At 67.3% G+C, this 17,366-nt stretch carries 16 protein-coding genes; 10 read left to right on the top strand and 6 right to left on the bottom strand.

The genetic code is table 11. The features are described 5' to 3' along the window. Positions 1–3 precede the first annotated feature (3 nt). The 3 genes from Q9R31_RS04735 to Q9R31_RS20115 all read left to right on the top strand — a co-directional run bounded on the left by Q9R31_RS04735 (position 4) and on the right by Q9R31_RS20115 (position 1,474). Positions 4–405, top strand: coding sequence for a DUF4244 domain-containing protein (locus Q9R31_RS04735; protein WP_311261562.1), 402 nt, complete (start codon positions 4–6; stop codon positions 403–405). A 179-nt stretch (positions 406–584) separates the two neighbouring features. Then, positions 585–950: a TadE family type IV pilus minor pilin gene (locus tag Q9R31_RS04730; protein WP_397428195.1), complete on the top strand. Its 366-nt coding sequence runs from the start codon at positions 585–587 to the stop codon at positions 948–950. 233 nt (positions 951–1,183) lie between these two features. After that, positions 1,184–1,474, top strand: coding sequence for an Rv3654c family TadE-like protein (locus Q9R31_RS20115; protein WP_397428194.1), 291 nt, complete (start codon positions 1,184–1,186; stop codon positions 1,472–1,474). A 21-nt stretch (positions 1,475–1,495) separates the two neighbouring features. Here the strand turns inward: Q9R31_RS20115 and Q9R31_RS04720 are convergent, their stop codons facing one another. Beyond that, the gene (locus Q9R31_RS04720) at positions 1,496–3,871 is read right to left on the bottom strand and encodes a DEAD/DEAH box helicase (protein ID WP_311261560.1); all 2,376 of its coding nucleotides are present in this window, start codon (positions 3,869–3,871) and stop codon (positions 1,496–1,498) included. Positions 3,872–3,958: 87 nt separating this feature from the next. Then, positions 3,959–4,651, bottom strand: a complete 693-nt coding sequence (locus tag Q9R31_RS04715; protein ID WP_311261559.1) for a GNAT family N-acetyltransferase — start codon at positions 4,649–4,651, stop codon at positions 3,959–3,961. A 134-nt stretch (positions 4,652–4,785) separates the two neighbouring features. On the opposite strand from Q9R31_RS04715, the gene Q9R31_RS04710 reads away from it, so the two are divergent. Beyond that, positions 4,786–5,682: a rhodanese-related sulfurtransferase gene (locus tag Q9R31_RS04710; protein WP_311261558.1), complete on the top strand. Its 897-nt coding sequence runs from the start codon at positions 4,786–4,788 to the stop codon at positions 5,680–5,682. A gap of 51 nt (positions 5,683–5,733) precedes the next feature. Here Q9R31_RS04710 and Q9R31_RS04705 read toward each other — a convergent pair whose 3' ends face one another. Continuing rightward, on the bottom strand, positions 5,734–6,297 hold the full coding sequence (locus Q9R31_RS04705; protein ID WP_311261557.1) for a hypothetical protein: 564 nt from the start codon (positions 6,295–6,297) through the stop codon (positions 5,734–5,736). 51 nt (positions 6,298–6,348) lie between these two features. Continuing rightward, positions 6,349–6,840: a hypothetical protein gene (locus Q9R31_RS04700; protein ID WP_311261556.1), complete on the bottom strand. Its 492-nt coding sequence runs from the start codon at positions 6,838–6,840 to the stop codon at positions 6,349–6,351. A gap of 43 nt (positions 6,841–6,883) precedes the next feature. Between Q9R31_RS04700 and Q9R31_RS04695 the strand changes: the two genes are divergently transcribed. The 5 genes from Q9R31_RS04695 (at position 6,884) to proC (ending at position 13,926) form a co-directional block, all read left to right on the top strand. Beyond that, positions 6,884–8,551: a methyltransferase gene (locus tag Q9R31_RS04695; protein WP_311261555.1), complete on the top strand. Its 1,668-nt coding sequence runs from the start codon at positions 6,884–6,886 to the stop codon at positions 8,549–8,551. Positions 8,552–8,681: 130 nt separating this feature from the next. Then, positions 8,682–11,408: a type I DNA topoisomerase gene (topA, locus tag Q9R31_RS04690; protein WP_311261554.1), complete on the top strand. Its 2,727-nt coding sequence runs from the start codon at positions 8,682–8,684 to the stop codon at positions 11,406–11,408. A 52-nt stretch (positions 11,409–11,460) separates the two neighbouring features. Further along, on the top strand, positions 11,461–11,880 hold the full coding sequence (locus Q9R31_RS04685) for an SseB family protein (RefSeq protein WP_311261553.1): 420 nt from the start codon (positions 11,461–11,463) through the stop codon (positions 11,878–11,880). A gap of 7 nt (positions 11,881–11,887) precedes the next feature. After that, positions 11,888–12,877 carry a Ppx/GppA phosphatase family protein gene (locus Q9R31_RS04680; RefSeq protein WP_311261552.1) on the top strand — a complete coding sequence of 330 codons (990 nt, stop codon included), beginning with the start codon at positions 11,888–11,890 and terminating at the stop codon, positions 12,875–12,877. Between the two features lie 215 nt (positions 12,878–13,092). Further along, the gene (proC, locus tag Q9R31_RS04675) at positions 13,093–13,926 is read left to right on the top strand and encodes a pyrroline-5-carboxylate reductase (RefSeq protein WP_311261551.1); all 834 of its coding nucleotides are present in this window, start codon (positions 13,093–13,095) and stop codon (positions 13,924–13,926) included. Here proC and Q9R31_RS04670 read toward each other — a convergent pair. Next, on the bottom strand, positions 13,923–14,609 hold the full coding sequence (locus Q9R31_RS04670) for a TrkA family potassium uptake protein (protein WP_026265713.1): 687 nt from the start codon (positions 14,607–14,609) through the stop codon (positions 13,923–13,925). The genes proC and Q9R31_RS04670 overlap by 4 nt on opposite strands. Next, entirely contained in the window at positions 14,602–16,035 is a 1,434-nt protein-coding gene (locus Q9R31_RS04665; RefSeq protein WP_311261550.1) for a potassium transporter TrkG, read from the bottom strand. Before Q9R31_RS04665 ends, Q9R31_RS04670 begins: the two co-directional genes overlap by 8 nt. A 103-nt stretch (positions 16,036–16,138) precedes the next feature. On the opposite strand from Q9R31_RS04665, the gene Q9R31_RS04660 reads away from it, so the two are divergent. Continuing rightward, complete coding sequence (locus tag Q9R31_RS04660; RefSeq protein ID WP_311261549.1) at positions 16,139–17,350, top strand: acetoin utilization protein AcuC; 1,212 nt, start codon at positions 16,139–16,141, stop codon at positions 17,348–17,350. Positions 17,351–17,366 lie beyond the last annotated feature (16 nt).

The raw sequence follows: 17,366 nt of genomic DNA, 5'->3' as shown, positions 1-17,366 counted from the left end.
CACATGTCCGCCAACCACTACCGCCGTCACTACACCGCAGGAAGCTCCGCGTTCGCCGCGTCCGCGCAGAAGCCCACTAAACGGGACGGCAGCCCGGCCGGCACCGGCAGCCTGCCCAGCTCGAGCAGGCCGCCTTACCCTTCTGCCCGTCCCTTTGCGCCGGAGGCTTCTGTCCCGGTTACAGGCAACGTCGTGGAGCTCTACCCCGGTTCAGGCAGTACCGCACCCAAGGAGCGGCGCCACACGCGACTGCTGGCCTCACAGGCCGGCATGGCCACCGCGGAATACGCCATCGCCACCCTCGCCGCAGTCGGATTCGCCGGGCTGCTCGTGTTCATCCTCCGCAGCGATGAGGTGCGTGGCTTCCTGCTCAACCTGATCCGCACCGCGCTGGCGCTGCCGTGACGCGTTCGCCGGCCGGGGTACTTCTTCATCGATCCCTCCAAGCCGGACCCCTGAAAGCCGGACCCCTGAAAGCCGGACCCCTGAAAGCCGTGACCGGCAGCATGGCCTGCGGCCCACGGGACCAGGAAAAATCGGACGCCGCTGCACACTCTAGGGGCACGATAACGGCCGAGTTTGCCGTGGCACTGCCTGCCGTACTGGCATTGCTGGCCATGCTGCTTGCGGGAGCCGCCGCGGGGATGACGCAACTGCGCATCGAAGAGGGTGCCAGGGCGGGTGCCAGGGCGCTGGCCCGGGGAGATGACCCCGCGGCAGTGGAACGGACGGTCCGCACGCTTGCCGGCGGCTCGGCGGCCGCGGCAGTTGCGGCTGAGGGCGAATGGTTCAGCATCACGGTCACGGACCGCGTGCCTGGACCGTTGGGATCATCCATCCCGTGGACGCTTACCGCGCGTGCTTCCACGCGGAGCGAAACAGTGGGGACGGGAACCAACATTGGCACTGGTGCCCTCAGGGACTCGACGCACAGCCAGGCAGCCGGATGATGGGCGATGCCGAACGGAGCTCCCCTGTCACATGGCGCAGCCACGTCACCGCTGTCCACGGCTATCCCACCGCCGGGCGGCGCTATCCCGCGGCGGTCCGCAGGTATCCCACGGTCAGGCGGCGAAATCGCAAGGTCGGGCGAAGGTATCGCACCGCGGGCAGATGGAGGGCGGGAAGGCACGTTGGCTGCGAGCGCGGTTCCGGGACGGTCCTGGCCGCAGGGCTGGCACTGGTGGTCGTAACGGCGATGGCCGCCATGCTGCTCCTGGCCCAGTCGGCCGTGCTGGCCAGCAGGGCGGCAGCGGCCGCGGATCTGGCGGCCCTTGCCGCAGCGGATGCCCTCCGCGGTATCACCACGGGTGAGCCCTGCAGTGTCGCAGCCGACGTGGCCGCCCGCCACGCTGCCACGGTCCTTAGCTGTTCAGAGGGCGCGGGGCAGACCATTGAGGTGCGGACCGAGCTCGGCGAGCGCCCGCTGCTGGGCGCTGCAACGGGACAGGCCCGGGCAGGGCCTCCGCCGTAGCGATGACGGCATGAGCGGGAGTCAGCTCCTGGCTTCCACGTCCAAGCGGGTGGTCTCGGAGGCGTCCTTGAGCAGGACGTCCAGCAGGGTCACTGCGGCGGCCTTGTCCAGTGGATTGTTCTTGTTCCCGCACTTGGGGGACTGCACGCAGGACGGGCAGCCGGAGTCGCACTCGCAGGCCTTGATGGCGTCCCTGGTTGCTGCCAGCCACACCATGGCCTTGTCGAAACCCCGTTCGGCAAACCCGGCTCCGCCGGGGTGCCCGTCGTACACGAAGATGGTGGGGACCCCGGTATCCGCGTGCAGTGCCGTGGAGACTCCGCCGATGTCCCAGCGGTCGCTGGAGGCAACGAGGGGCAGCAGTCCGATCGCGGCGTGCTCCGCGGCGTGCAGTGCACCTGGGAACTGGGCCTCGATGAGACCCGCCCCCGTCAAGGAGCGGTTGTCCACCACGAACCAGACTGCCTTGGTGAAGAGCTCGCGTGCACCCAGCTCAAGGGGCTCCTCGCCCAGGACCTCATTGGAAATCAAGGCCTTGCGCTGGAAGGAGACAACCTGCGTGGTGACTTTCACGTCACCGAAGTGGACGGTTATATCGCCCCACTGCATGGTCCGCACAGTGTCCAGGACTTCGATCTGGGTCACGTCCCGTGCGGTGGTGTAGTAGTCGGGGTTTGCCCGCCGCACCATGACGCAGTGGTCGTCCTCGTTCAGGTCCTCCACCACGTAGGTGTCGCCCTGGTGGACATACACCGCGCCCGTGTGCGCCTGGTAGTGGGTCTGCGGCGAGTCCATGGTTCCCAGCAGGGAGCCGGTCTCGGCGTCCACGATGCTGACCGGGCCTCCGCCGTCGGCCCGGAGGTTGACCATGGCCGCGGCGCTCTGCGAGTGGGTCCAGAACCAGCCGGCAGGCCGCCGTCGCAGGTATCCCTGGGCCACCAGCCGGTCCAGGAGCCTTTCTGCGGTCCCGCCGAAGAGCTCCAGCTCGGCCGGCCCCAGGGGGAGTTCCGCCGCGGCGGCGCAGAGGTGGGGTCCGAGCACGTAGGGGTTGGACGGGTCGAAAACCGTGGCTTCCACCGAGACGTCGAAAATCGCCTCGGGGTGGTTCACCAGGAAGGTGTCCAGCGGATCGTCACTGGCGACAAACGCGGCGATGGCATCCTGGCCTGCCCTGCCGGCCCGGCCTATCTGTTGGAACAGGGAGGCCCGCGTGCCGGGCCAGCCGGCGACCAGGACCGCATCGAGACCGGAGATGTCGATTCCCAGTTCCAGGGCGGAGGTGCTGGAGACGCCCAGGAGCTGGCCGGAACGCAGGGCTTTCTCCACCGCCCGGCGTTCCTCCGGCAGGTATCCCGATCGGTAGGCTGCCACCCGCTGGGGCAGGCTGGGATCCACTTCGTCAAGGAGCCGCTTGGTGATGGCCGAGATGGTTTCGGCCCCGCGGCGGGACTTGATGAAGGCGATGGTGCGGACCCTGGCGGACACCAGGTTGGCCAGCAGGTCCGAGGTCTCGGCCACGGCCGTCCGGCGCTCCCTGGCCCCGTTCTCGCCCCGGACTTCGGTCAGCGCCGGTTCCCAAAGCGCTACGGTGGTGGCCCCGTGGGGCGAGCAGTCCTGGGAGACGGCCTTCACCGGGGCGCCGATGAGGCGTGAGAAGGAGACATCAGGCTCCGACGCCGTGGCGGACGCCGCAATGAAGACGGGCTCGGGGAACGAGGTTCCCGCTCCGTAGTACGCGCAGATCCGGCGGAGCCGCCGCATGAGGTTGGCCACATGCGAGCCGAACACGCCCCGGTAGCTGTGTGCCTCGTCCACGATGACGTAGCGCAGCCGGCGGAAGAACCCGGCCCACCAGGCGTGGTTGGGAAGGATACCGAAGTGCAGCATGTCCGGGTTGGCCAGGATGAAGTTGGCGTGGTCCCGGATCCAGCGGCGGGCGGCCGGATCGGTGTCGCCGTCATAGGTTTCCGCCCGGACCGTTGGCAGCTTCAGGGCCCGGATGGCGTTCAGCTGGTCGGCGGCCAGCGCTTTGGTGGGGGAGAGGTAAAGGGTGACGGCGCCGTCGTCGTGGATCTTCCCCGGGTCCGCGAGCACCCGCAGTTCGGATCGGTGGATCGCGTCAAGCGCCGGCAGCTGGTAGGCCAGCGACTTCCCGGACGCGGTTCCGGTGGCCACCACAACATGCTCCCCGGCATGGGCCGCATTGGCCGCGTCCACCTGGTGCCGGTATGGCTCCCGGATACCCAGCGACCCGTACGCCTGGGCAATGTCGGGGTGCACCCATGCGGGCCAGGGCGCATGGATTGCCTCCCGCGCCGGTATGGTCCGGACATGTCGGAGCTGTTCCGGGTCCGGGCCGCGGCCCAGCAAAGGAATCAGGGAGTCATGGGGGTTCACCCCACCATTCTTTCATCCGGGGCCGCGCCGCGGGCCCGCGGTTCGCCCATGGGAAAACCGAACGGCATGCGCCCCTGACGGCCCGGCTCAGCTCAGCGAAAGATCCGATCCATCGTGGGACGTCGAGAGCATCAGGACCCGGGCAACCGTTGTCCAGCCAAGGTGCGAATAGAGCTTCTGCCCGTCCCTGGATGCCAGAAGGAGACCCGTGCGGACATCATGCCCGAAAGCCTGGGCCGCCAAGGCGCGCATGATGAAACTGCCCAGGCCCCTGCGCTGGAATGCCGGCTGGGTGATGATCTTGTCGAACACCGCGGTGTCGCCCACCACGAACACCTGGCCGCTGGCCGCCACGGCATCTCCGGAGCGGACTTCAGCGTAATGGACGCCATCCTGCTCGGAAGTGGACAGTGCCAGATCGTCGTCGGAGAGCCAGGGGTCCTCGGCATCCTGGGTGTCCATATCCACAATCATCATGGTCTGCGAATCGGAGGTGACGTTGAGCCCTTGCCGGGCGGCCAGCGCAGCATACCGCGGGGGATCGTTGGTAAGGATGGTCAGTACCCGGGCAGGGGATTCTGCGGTCCAGGCAGCCAGCGCGGCGAACTCGTCATCAGTGGGTTCAGACGCGAAGACTTCCCATTCACCGCTGGTATCAGCCCGGAGCGCCGCAGGGAAGCGGCCCTCCGTGGTGGTCCGGTAGCCGCGACACCCGGCCCAGCCCGCAACCCACACCTCAAGCAGGCCAGTGATGTCTTCAACCAGGGTTTCCGGGCTCATGGCAAGAAGACTATTCCAGCCCGATCGCCAGCAACAGGGGGTAGGGAACTGCTTATGCAATCGTAATGAGGCCCCATGCTCCGGGCGTTGTGAAGCAGGACCCGGCCACCGCGGCAGCCGGTACCCTTAAATGCGTGGCTTTGAACAAAATTGTGCTCTTTTACGGCTTCACCCCCATCGCAGATCCGGACGCCGTCCGGCTCTGGCAGCGTGCCCTCTGCGAGAAGCTGGGCCTCACCGGCCGCATCATCATCTCCACGGACGGAATCAACGCCACCGTGGGGGGTGAGATCCGTGCGGTGAAGCAGTACGTCAAGACAACCCGTGAGTACCCCGGGTTCCGGGAAATCGACGTCAAATGGTCCGACGGCGGCGCTGAGGACTTTCCGAAACTCAGCGTTAAGGTACGCGACGAGATTGTCTCCTTCGGCGCTCCGGGTGAGCTGAAAGTGGATGCCAACGGCGTGGTGGGCGGCGGCAAACACCTGAAGCCGGAAGAACTGCACGAACTCGTGGAGGAGAAAAAGCAGGGCGGCGAAGACGTGGTCTTCTTCGACGGCCGGAACGCGTTCGAAGCGCAGATCGGCCGGTTCAAGGACGCGGTGGTCCCGGACGTTGCCACCACCCACGACTTCATCAAGGAACTGGACTCCGGAAAGTACGACTCCCTGAAAGACAAGCCCGTGGTCACCTACTGCACCGGAGGCATCCGCTGTGAGGTGCTCTCCAGCCTGATGGTGAACCGCGGCTTTAAAGAGGTGTACCAGCTGGACGGGGGCATCGTCCGGTACGGCGAAGCCTTCAAGGACCAGGGACTGTGGGAAGGCTCGCTCTACGTCTTCGACAAGCGCATGCACCTGGAGTTCAGCGAGGACGCCAAGACCATCGGGCAGTGTGCCCGCTGCTCGGCGCCCACCAACAAATTCGAGAACTGCTCCAATCCCAGCTGCCGCACCCTCACGCTGTACTGTGCAGAATGCGCCTCCAGCCCCGAGACGCTGCGCTGCCCGGAAGGCTGCACCGCGGCCTGATTCCGGCCCCGCCCCGCCCAGCTGTGGCACAAGGGACAACCCCGGCCACCATCAGAGCCGGTACACGTGGAACGCGTAGTTGGCCGCGGTCCTCGCTTCCACCCTGACCGTCAGGACGCTGTCCGTGGACACGTAGATGACGTTTTCGCGGTTGATGCCGCAGCGCAGGCCCAAGTCCACCAGCGTGAGGGTCTCGGTGCGCACCGTGAAGGTCACGCGGCGCTGGCTCCTGCACGCGATGGCCAGGATGTACGTTCCAGTTTTAAGGACCGGTGACGAGATGGTCCGGACCTCAGCGGCAGCGAGGAGCCCGGCATCGGCCTGGACCACGGGCCCGGTGCTCTCCGGAAGCGCCCGCGAGACCCAGTCACCCAGTTCCGCGTCGCTGACCGGGTCCTGCTGCAACGGGTCCCTGGTGAAGGCCGGCGCCGGGGCAATGGTGGCGGTGCCCTGCACGGTGCCGGGCCGGGCGTCGTCGTACGTATATTCGCAGCCGGCCAGCGCACCTGCCGCAAGCACCAGCCCAAGGGCGACGGCGGCCGCGGGCTTCGGTGCCAGCGGCGCCCGTGCTGTCCCTTGGGGAAGGGGCGCGGAGGTTCTCCGCACACTGGGCATAGTCAGACTTTATGCCCGCGACGGGCGGCGGGCCATAGCCGGAACGGGGCCTTATTGCGCCGGCACCAGCTGGTAGGCGTAGAGCAGCGGAGCGTCCACACTGGAGCTGCTGATTTCGACGCGTCCGGCGGCGGGCAGGCTTATTTTGGTGGTCTCCCGCCGGCCGTTGCAGGCGGCCCCGGCTTCCGCCACGGGCTTGCCGTCCAGCGACACCGCGAAGAAGGCCTTCCCCGTACCGTCACAGACAGCGGTGAGCGTGTAGCTTCCGGCGGGCACCCTTGCGGCCTCCTGCACAATCCGGTCCCGGTTGAGGATCTTGCCCGAGTCCTGGAGCACAACAGCCGCCGTGGAAGACGGCAGGGCAGTGGCCCGCCACTTCGGGACATCAGCGTTCTCCACGGAGGTCACAGGCGAACACCCCGCCACCGCCAGGCCGAGGACCGCGGCAAGCACTGTTCCCGGCAGCATTGTCCCCGGCAGCGGGCGGCGGACCGCAGCGGCCGCCGTGCGGGCGCGCGGCAGGAGGGCAAGGCGGGAAGGCATGGCTCCACCGTACCCCGCAGGCACGCCGGACTAAACTTGAGCGGTGCCTGAATCCCCTTACGAGTTCACCGCCGGCAACACGCCGGACGCTCCCCGCAGCGACCTGCCCGGACTGCTGACGTCGCTGGCCGCGGACCTGCGCCGCCTGCACTACACGCTGGACGGCGTGGCCGGGCTGCTGGGCCCCACGGCCTCCGCGGCACTGAACCGGGACCAGATCATCCCCGCGTTGCTCGCGGCCGAGCGCGCAGTGCGGGAAGACAACGGCGTGGCGCCGCTTGCCGCCGTCGTCCGTCTTTGGCTCCTCGCCGAGCCCCAGGAGCGGGAGACGCTCGACGCCGCGCTGCCGGGCACGGGCGTGGAGGGCCTCCTGGAGCTTGGGCTGGTGCAGCCCGTTCCCGGCTCCAGCCTGCTCGCTGCGAAGGCCGACCTGCGGCCGTACGGCTGGGACAAGAATGACGACGGCAGCGGCGGCGCCGAACTCTGGGTGGCCAGCGACCTTGCGGCCCACCAGCAGGCGGGAGTGCTGCGGCACGACCACGTCCTGGGCATCGGGCAGGCATCAACCACCCTGGTGCAGACCACCATCCGCCGCCACACCGAACGCGCCCTGGACCTGGGAACCGGCTGCGGCATCCAGGCCTTCCACCTGCTGCACCACTGCCAGCACGTGACCGCCACCGACATCTCCGAGCGTGCCCTCGCCTACGCCCGGTTCAACATCCTGCTTAATGCAGAGGCGTTGTCCGTCGACCCTGACCGCCTCGAAGACCGGGTGAGCCTGCGCCTGGGTTCCCTCCTGGAGCCTGTTGCCGGTGAGGACTTCGGGCTGGTGGTCTCCAACCCGCCGTTCGTCATCACGCCCCGCCGCTCCGGCGAGGATGCTGCGGACCAGTTCACCTACCGCGACGGCGGCCTGCCGGGGGACGGGATCGTCGCCGCCCTGGTGGCAGACCTGCCCGGCATCCTGGCGCCGGGCGGCTACGCCCAGATGCTCGGGAACTGGGAAGTTCCGGCCGGTGCCGGCTGGGACGGGCGGCCAAGGTCGTGGGTGCGGCCGGGTACTGACGCCTGGTTCATCCAGCGCGAGCAGGTCAGCCCGGAACAATACGCCGAAACCTGGCTGCAGGACGCCTCGGAATCCCGGGACCGGCAGCACTACCGCGACGCCTACGCCGCCTACCTTGAAGACTTCGCCTCCCGGGACGTGGCGGGAATCAGTTTCGGCATGGTGTGGCTGCGGCGCCCCGCTGCGGCCGGACGGGCCGCGATCAGCCGTTTCGAGGAAGTCACCTATCCCATCGAGCAGCCCATCGGACCCCACCTGGGTGCCGCCGTCGAACGCAGCGACTGGCTGGCCGCGCATGATCTGGCCGGCACCCACCTGCTCGTGGCCGACGACGTCACCGAGGAACGCCACCAGCGCCCCGGCGCCGAGCACCCCGGGGTGATCCTGCTCCGGCAGGGTGCCGGACTGCGCCGCACCAACCTGATGAGCACCGAGCTGGCAGGGTTTGCGTCCGCGTGCGACGGAGACCTCACCGCCGGGCAGATCGCCGGCGCTTTGGAGGCCCTCCTGGGCGGCGGGGTGGACGTCGGAAGGGGCGGGGAGGAAGGGTTCGACGCCGGGTCCTTCCAGGGTGCGCTGCTCGCCGACGTGGCCAACCTGGTCCGCGACGGCTTCCTCATTCCGGCCGGGTTTCCGGCCTGACGGCAAGACTCCTCACGCGCTCGCCGGAACCGGCGTCTTTTCCACATGAATGCGCACTATTCCCCAAAATATGGTGAACTAGGCGAACATGGGCTCATCTGCCCCAGCAACCTTTTTCTGTAGGAGCACCGTGCCAAGCAAGGCCAAAACCGGCAAGAAACTCGTGATTGTGGAGTCTCCGGCCAAGAGCAAGACCATCGCCAAGTACCTCGGCGAGGGCTTCATCGTTGAGGCCTCCATCGGTCACATCCGCGACCTGCCGCAGCCGTCCGAACTCCCCGCCGAGCTGAAGAAAACCTCGGTGGGCAAGTTCGCCGTCGACATTGAGCACGACTTCAAGCCGTACTACGTGGTGTCCCCGGACAAGAAGAAAAAGGTGACTGAGCTCAAGGCTGCGCTCAAGGACGCCGACGAACTCTATCTCGCAACCGATGGGGACCGCGAGGGCGAAGCCATCGCGTGGCACCTGCTGGAAGTACTCAAGCCCAAGGTCCCGGTGTACCGGATGACGTTCGGCGAAATCACCAAGGAGGCCATCCAGCGCGCCATGGGCAACCTGCGCGACGTGGACCAGGACCTGGTGGACGCCCAGGAAACCCGCCGCGTCCTGGACCGCCTCTACGGCTACGAAATCTCCCCCGTGCTGTGGCGCAAGGTGGCCCGCGGCCTGTCCGCCGGCCGCGTGCAGTCCGTGGTCACCCGCATGGTGGTGGACCGTGAACGCGAGCGCATGGCCTTCAAGGCGGCCTCCTACTGGGACCTGACCGGGCAGTTCGGCGCCGATTCCGGTTCGTTCAAGGCCAAGCTTGCCGCCGTTGACGGCGCCAAGGTGGCCACCGGCCGCGACTTCAACGACAACGGCGAGCTCACCTCCCGGAACGTGGCCCACCTCAACGAGGAACTGGCAACGTCCCTGGCGGCCGGGCTGCAGGATGCTTCGTTCACGGTCCGGTCGGTTGACACCAAGCCGTACACCCGCCGTCCCGCGGCGCCGTTCACCACCTCCACCCTGCAGCAGGAGGCGGGCCGCAAGCTGCGCTTCTCCTCCAAGAGCACCATGCAGATCGCCCAGCGGCTGTATGAAAACGGCTACATCACTTATATGCGTACGGATTCCTCCGCGCTGAGCGACGAAGCCATCACCGCTGCCCGCCGGCAGGCCTCGGAGCTGTACGGCCCCGAATACATTCCGCAGTCGCCGCGCGTGTACTCGAACAAGGCCGCCAACGCGCAGGAAGCGCACGAAGCCATCCGCCCCGCCGGCGATTCCTTCCGCACGCCTGCCCAGGTGGCGAAGCAGCTTTCCGGGGACGAGTTCCGCCTCTACGAACTCATCTGGAAGCGCACCGTCGCCTCCCAGATGGGAGATGCCAAGGGTTCGACGGCGACCATCCGCCTGGGTGCCGTCGCCACCGACGGGCGGGACGCGGAATTCTCCGCCTCCGGCACCGTGATCACCTTCCCCGGCTTCCTGGCCGCCTATGAGGAAGGCAAGGACGAGACACGGGGCGACGACGACTCCGACGAAGCGCGCCGCCTGCCCAACGTCGCCAAGGGCGACTCCCTCACCGCCGCGGACATCCAGGCCGTGGGCCACGAGACCTCGCCGCCGCCGCGCTACACGGAAGCGTCCCTGACCGCGGAACTGGAAAAGAAGGGCATCGGCCGCCCGTCCACGTACGCCTCCACCATCTCCACCATCCAGGACCGCGGCTACGTCCGGAAGCAGGGTTCCGCGCTGGTGCCCAGCTGGATCGCCTTCTCGGTCATCCGGCTCCTGGAGCAGCACTTCTCCGACTACGTGGATTACGAGTTCACCGCCGACATGGAAGGCGACCTGGACAAGATCGCCAACGGCCAGGAAGCCGGCGCCTCCTGGCTGCGGCACTTCTACTTCGGCGAAGACTCTGATCCCGGCCTGCTGAGCATCGTCAACAACCTCGGTGAGATCGACGCCCGGGAAATCAACTCGATCCCCATCACCGACGAAATCACCCTCCGGGTAGGCAAGTTCGGACCCTACCTGGAAAGCTCGGCCGCAGTGGTGGACCCGAAGACCGGCGAGATTGTCGAATCGGCCCGTGCGAATGTGCCCGAGGACCTGGCACCCGATGAACTGACAGCTGCCAAGGCCAGGGAACTGATGGAGACGGCCGCCCCCGAGGAACGCGTGCTCGGCACCGATCCGCACACCGGGCACACCATCGTGGCCAAGAACGGCCGCTACGGCGCCTACGTCACCGAGATCATCCCGGAGATGACCGAGGAACAGATCGCCGCGCAGCCGGTGGAGTACTACAAGAACGGCAAGCCCAAGCCGCCGAAAAAGCCGGTCAAGGCCAAGCCCCGCACGGGCTCGCTCTTCAAGTCCATGACCGTCGAGTCGGTCACCCTGGACGAGGCCCTGCAGCTCATGAGCCTGCCCCGGGTCCTGGGCGAGGACGCCGAAGGCAACCTCATCACGGTCCAGAACGGCCGGTTCGGCCCCTACCTGAAGAAGGGCACGGACTCCCGCTCCATCGGGTCGGAAGAGGAGATCTTCACCATCACCCTGGACCAGGCCCTGGAGATCTACTCCCAGCCCAAGCAGCGCGGTGCCCGTGCCGCGGTGCCTCCGTTGGCGGAGTTCGGCCCGGACCCGGTGTCGGAGAAGAACATCGTGGTGAAGGAAGGCCGGTTCGGGCCCTACATCACCGATGGGATCACCAACATCACGGTTCCCCGCGCCACCTCGCTGGAGGAGCTCACCCGCGAGCAGGCAGTGGAGTTGCTCGCCGAGAAACGCGCCAAGGGCCCCGTCAAGCGGACCGCCACCCGCAAACCTCCGGCCAAGAAGAAGGCAACGGCCAGGAAATAGCACCGTGGCCGGGGCGTTTGCGCCGGCCACCGGATCGTGATCGGGTAGTCGTATGACTGAACAGCCTCCGCATACGGACCTCCAGCCGCTTAACGACCTCGAAGAGAAGCTCGCCACCGGCGGACAGCCTGACGCGAACCCGGTGGACGTCATCCTGTCGTTCCTCAACAGTGAGGTCTACATCATCAGCTCGGACACGGTGGAGGGCGTGGACTCCCAGGTGGAGCCCCTTGTCCTCGCCAACGCCGACGGCGACCCTGTCCTTGCCGTTTTCTCGCACCCGAGCAGGGTGGACCAGCAGTACCTGGAAGCTGCGCCCAACGTCCTGGGCACCCAGGGCGCTGCCATCATCGCCAACCTCGGAGACGAACTTGGCATGGTGATCAACCCCGGCGCCGCCTATGGTTTCGAGATCAACCCCGAAGGTGTGGCCAACATCCGGCGCGACTTCAAACGCGCTGACGAGCAATAATGTCCCCATGCGTCTAGGCGTCCTCGATATTGGTTCCAATACTGTCCATCTGCTCCTGGTGGATGCCCATCCCGGCGCGCAGCCGGTTCCTTTCGCGTCCCACAAGCGGCCGCTGTCCCTGGTCCAGTACCTTGAGCCGGACGGCAGCATCAGCGACGAGGGCCAGCACGAGCTGACCGAGTTCGTGCTGGAAGCATGGGAATTCGCCGCCCGGCACAAGGCCGAGGACCTGCTGGCCTTCTGCACGTCAGCCATCCGCGAGGCCACCAACGGCCCCGCCGTGCTGGCCCGGGTCAAGCACGAAACCACGGTCACCCTCCAGGAACTCACCGGCAGCGAAGAAGCGTCCATGACGTTCTTCGCGGTGCGGCGCTGGCACGGGTGGGGCGCCGGGCCGATCCTGAACCTGGACATCGGCGGCGGCTCCTTTGAAATGGCTTTCGGCCAGGACGAGCTTCCCGAGGTGGCCACCTCCGTGCCGCTTGGCGCCAGCCGCCTCACCAGGGACTGGCTCGCCGAGGACCCGCCGTCGGCCAAGAGCGTGAAGGAACTCCGGCGGTACATCAGGGCGACACTCAAGCCTGCCGTCCGCGAATTCGACGGCCTGGGCCGGGCAAACGTGGTGGCCGGCACCTCCAAGACATTCCGCTCCCTGGCCCGGATCGCCGGTGCCGCCCCCAGCGCTGAGGGCCCGTACGTCAAGCGGGAACTGCACGCCTCGGACCTGGGCATCTGGACCCAGCGGATCTCCGCCATGAGCTCGGAGGACCGCCTGCACCTTCCCGGCGTCTCCGAGGCACGGGCGCATCAACTCCTGGCCGGCGCGCTGGTGGCCGAGGCCGCCCTTGAGATGTTCAAGTTCAAGAAGCTCCGCATCTGCCCGTGGGCGCTGCGCGAGGGACTGATCCTCCGGCGCCTGGACCAGCTGGTATTTTCCGGCCCGCTGGAGCCGGCCCCGCATGTGTCCGCCTCCCGGTCGGTGGAAGCGGCGGTCTGAACGGGCCGTTAAAAGCGGAAGCACCGGGGCGGGCAACAGGAAAATGGGGGAAAACCTGTTGCCGCGCCGCCGGTGCCCTGGCAGGCATCCCCATGCCTGCCGCATCACTCGCACCCTCAATGAGGTAATAACTACGTTAGGACCCCAAGTTGTGTGCTGCCTGCGCCCAAGATGGGAGTTGCCTGTGAATGCGTGCGAACTGCAATGATGGAGTCATGAGCAACCGAATCGCATTCCTTGGCTGTGGATCCATGAACGAGGCCATTCTTGGCGGCCTGCTGGAGGCAGGAACGGATCCCGCGGATGTGGTGGCCACGGTCCGCCGGGCCGGGCGCGCCTCGGAACTGGCCGAGCGGTACCACGGGATTACGGCGATTGCCGGCGAGGAAGAGCCCGACAACAACAGGCAGGCGACCAAGGGATCCGCCGTCGTGATCCTTGGCGTCAAGCCCGTGGGCATCACCGACCTGGCCAGGGAAATCAGCCCCGCCCTTTCGCCGGAGACCGTTGTGGTCAGCGTGGCCGCCGCCGTCTCCATCGCCCAGCTGGAGGCCGCCCTGCCGCCCGGGCAGCCGGTGATCCGCACCATGCCCAACACGCCGGCAAAACTTGGGCGCGGCGTCGTGTCCGTCTCGCCCGGAACCCACTGCACTCCTGGGCAGCTCCAGAAGGTCAAGGAGATCCTGAAGGGGGCCGGGACTGTCGTGGAGGTTCCTGAGGAGCAGGTAGACGCGCTCTCTGCCATCAGCGGGTCCGGCCCGGCCTACGCTTTCTACCTCGCCGAGGCCATGGCATCGGCAGGGGAGGAGCTGGGTCTGGACCGGGAGCTGTCCCTGCTGCTGGCCCGCGAAACGGTGGCCGGTGCCGGCCTCATGCTCGCCGAACCCGGGGCAGACCCCGCAGCGCTGCGCAAGGCTGTCACCAGCCCCAACGGCACCACTGAACGCGCCATTGCCACGTTCGACGAACAGGGCATCCCTGCGATCATCGCGGCCGGCGCCCGAGCGGCAGCAGACCGGGCAGCGGAGATCACCAAACAGCTCGGCTAAGGCCGGGCCGCGAACCGCTCCAGCAGGTCAACGTGGCCGGAGACGATCAGCATGTCGCGGGAGGACACCTTCGTCTCGGGCCGGGCGTAGGTGAAGTCCTCACCCGGGGACTTCACGCCCACAATGGTCACGCCGTACTTGGACCGGACCTTTGACTCGTCCAGGGTGAACCCCACCGTTTCGCGCGGCGGATACATCTTCACGATGGCAAAGTCGTCGTCGAACTCGATGAAGTCCAGCATGCGCCCGGACACCAGGTGCGCCGCGCGGACACCGGCGTCGGCCTCCGGGTAGATGACGTGGTTGGCGCCGATCCGGGTGAGGATCTTGCCGTGTGACGGGGTGATGGCCTTGACCCACAGGTGCTCGATGCCGAGGTCCACCAGGTTGACGGTTATCAGCACCGAGGACTCAATGGAAGTACCCACACCCACCACCGCGGAGCTGAACTCCTGGGCTCCGAGTTGGCGGAGTGCGTCGATATTGGTGGCGTCCGCCTCCACCACGTGGGTCAGGAGGGGCGCCCATTTCTGCACCAGGTTCCGGTCCCGCTCGATCGCGAGGACTTCCCGGCCCTGCTTCACCAGCTGCTCGGCCGTGGATGACCCGAACCGGCCCAGCCCGATGACCAGTACCGGGGCGTTGTGGGCGGGGCGCCGGGGGGCGTCTGTGGAACTAGCCAATGATCGGCCTCTCTTCGGGATAGTGGTACAACTGGCTGCGCTGGCGCAGGGCCAGCGCAGCGGCAAGGGTAACGGTACCCACGCGGCCCGCGAACATCAGCACCGTGAGGACGTAGACGCCCGCGGGCGGCACCTCCGCGCTCAGATTGGTGCTGAGTCCCACCGTGGCGAACGCGGAGATGGTTTCGAACAGTACGCGGTCAAGTGACTGGCCGCTGATGTGCAGCAGCAGGAAAGCCGACACGGACACCAGGGTGGCGCCTGCGACGATCACGGAGATGGCCACCCGCATGCTCCCCTGGGGGATGGTCCTGCCGTAGACCTTGACGTCGGCGTCGCCACGGGCTTCGGCGACGATGGCCAGGAACATCACGGCGATGGTGGTCACCTTGATGCCGCCGGCCGTGGACGCGGAGCCGCCGCCGGCGAACATCAGGGCGTCGGTCAGCAGCATGGTGGTGGAGTCCATGAGGTTCTGGTCCACCAGGTTGAACCCGCCGGAGCGCGTCATCACGGACGCGAAGAGCGCGTGGGTGATCTTGTCGCCCACGCTCATGGTGCCGATGGTCCGTGCGTTGTCCCACTCCATCAGCGCCCAAAGGAACGCCCCCGCCACCAGGAGGATCAGGGAGACCTGGATGGTGAGCTTGGTGTGGAGGTTCCACTTCTTCCAGTTCAGGCCGTTCTGCTGCAGGACCATCACCACGGGGAACCCCAGGCTGCCCATGAAGACTCCCACCATGAGGGGGATGAGGATCCAGAGGTCCGTCTCGTAGGGCACGATGCCGTCCGAATGGGGCGTGAAGCCGGCGTTGTTGAACGACGAGATGGAGTAGAAGATGCCGTGCCAGACCGACTGCCAGAACGACTCACCCAGAGTGAGGAACCGGGGGACGAGTGCCAGCGCCAGGACCCCCTCAATGACCACGGACGTGGTGATGACGATCCGGAGCAGGGTGCCCACCTCGCCCAGGCGGCCGGCGTTGTTCATGGATTCCGCCGCGATGATCTTGCCCCGGACGCCCAGCCGCTTGCTCACCATCAGTGCCAGCAATGACGCCAGCGTCAAGGTGCCCAAGCCGCCGATGAAGATGCCCACCAGGATCACCAGTTGCCCGAAGAAGGACCAGTGGACCGCCGTCGACACCACCGTGAGCCCCGTCACGCACACCGCCGAGACGGCCGTGAACAGCGCCTGGTGGATGGGGGTGGGGGTTCCGTCGGCTGAAGAGACCGGCAGGGACAGCAGGAACGTGAACACTGCGCACACGACGGCGAACGCCGTCAGGGCCAGCCGGGCCGGGGTGGTGTTGGCAATGTCGTCAATGAAGTCCCGCACCCGCGGGAAGAACCGGAGGCCCTCCCGCTCCTGCGCCGGGGGGTGCCAGGTGGCCGGAGTCCGGGGCCTTGACTGGCTCTGCGTCATGTGTGGCTTTTCCTCGGTTGAAACGGCTTCCCCCAGTAGTAAACCACTAAAGCCCGCGTCATGGCCGGTGGGCGGCGGCGCGGGCTCGGGTAGCCTGTGATTGATGACATACCTGCCCGGCCTCAGCCAGCCCGCGCCGCCAACGGTGGTGGCGTGGAGTCCTGACATGACAGCCTACAACTTTGGTCCGGGCCACCCCATGGCGCCGGAACGGATGGACCTGACGGCCCGCCTGGCCCGCAGCCTGGGCCTGTTCGACCTGGAGCATGTCGACGTCGCGGCGCCGGAGGTGGCCTCCGATGCTGACCTGCAGTCCGTTCACTCGGCAGATTACGTGGCGGCAGTCCGCCGGGTCAGTGCGGACCCCTCGCAGCCGGACGAGTCCCGGGGGCTGGGAACTGAGGATGATCCCGCGTTTGCCGGCATGCATGAGGCCGCGGCACGCCTGGCCGGCGGTTCCCTGCTGGCGGCCAGCCGCGTGCTGGAAGGCTCCGCCGTCCACGCCGTCAACTTCGGCGGCGGCATGCACCACGCGTCCAGGGACCGCGCCAGCGGATTCTGCATCTACAACGACGCCGCCGTTGCAGTGCAGAAGCTCCTTGACGGCGGCGTGGGCAAGGTGGCCTATATCGACGTCGACGCCCATCACGGGGACGGCACCCAGAACATTTTCTGGGACGATCCGCGGGTCCTCACGCTGTCCCTGCACGAAACCGGGCTGACCCTCTTCCCAGGGACCGGGTTCGCCAATGAGGTCGGCGGCCCCGCAGCGGAAGGAACGGCGGTGAATGTCGCCCTGCCGGCCGGCACCGGGGACGCCGGGTGGCTGCGCGCCTTCTACGCCGTGGTGCCGCAACTGGTGGGTGCCTTCCAGCCCGAGGTGATTGTGAGCCAGCACGGCTGCGATTCACACCGCACCGACCCCCTGACGCACCTCAATCTCAGCGTGGACGGACAACGCGAGGCGGCCAACGCCGTCGGGCATCTGGCCGGGCGCTACTGTGGCGGACGGTGGATCGCCACCGGCGGCGGGGGATACAACGTGCTGGACGTGGTGCCGCGGGCCTGGACCCACCTGGTGGCCATTGCAGCGGGACGGCCCGTGCCGCTGCGAACGCCCGTGCCCGCTGACTGGCGGCAGTATGTGAGCGAGAAGTTCGGCTCGGAAGCGCCTGCGCTCATGGGGGACGACGTGGAGCTGTGGTGGCGGTCCTGGGAAGTGGGCTTCGACCCCAATGACGCCGTGGACCGCACCGTCATGGCAACCCGCAAGGCTGTGTTCCCGCTGCACGGGCTGGACCCCTGGTTCGACTAGGTTCGCGGGGCGGCCG

The organism is Pseudarthrobacter sp. BRE9 (assembly GCF_031844305.1).
Lineage (GTDB): Bacteria > Actinomycetota > Actinomycetes > Actinomycetales > Micrococcaceae > Arthrobacter.
This window is presented reverse-complemented; position numbering and strand designations above follow the sequence as displayed.

What these genes read in the sequence shown, in the direction of transcription:
- Q9R31_RS04715 (WP_311261559.1), bottom strand. Translation starts at nt 4,651, where the DNA reads ATGAGCCCGGAAACCCTGGTTGAAGACATCACTGGCCTGCTTGAGGTG.
- Q9R31_RS04665 (WP_311261550.1), bottom strand. Translation starts at nt 16,035, where the DNA reads ATGACGCAGAGCCAGTCAAGGCCCCGGACTCCGGCCACCTGGCACCCC.
- Q9R31_RS04705 (WP_311261557.1), bottom strand. Translation starts at nt 6,297, where the DNA reads ATGCCCAGTGTGCGGAGAACCTCCGCGCCCCTTCCCCAAGGGACAGCA.
- Q9R31_RS04660 (WP_311261549.1), top strand. Translation starts at nt 16,139, where the DNA reads ATGACATACCTGCCCGGCCTCAGCCAGCCCGCGCCGCCAACGGTGGTG.
- Q9R31_RS04700 (WP_311261556.1), bottom strand. Translation starts at nt 6,840, where the DNA reads ATGCCTTCCCGCCTTGCCCTCCTGCCGCGCGCCCGCACGGCGGCCGCT.
- Q9R31_RS04685 (WP_311261553.1), top strand. Translation starts at nt 11,461, where the DNA reads ATGACTGAACAGCCTCCGCATACGGACCTCCAGCCGCTTAACGACCTC.
- Q9R31_RS04680 (WP_311261552.1), top strand. Translation starts at nt 11,888, where the DNA reads ATGCGTCTAGGCGTCCTCGATATTGGTTCCAATACTGTCCATCTGCTC.
- Q9R31_RS04735 (WP_311261562.1), top strand. Translation starts at nt 4, where the DNA reads ATGTCCGCCAACCACTACCGCCGTCACTACACCGCAGGAAGCTCCGCG.
- proC (WP_311261551.1), top strand. Translation starts at nt 13,093, where the DNA reads ATGAGCAACCGAATCGCATTCCTTGGCTGTGGATCCATGAACGAGGCC.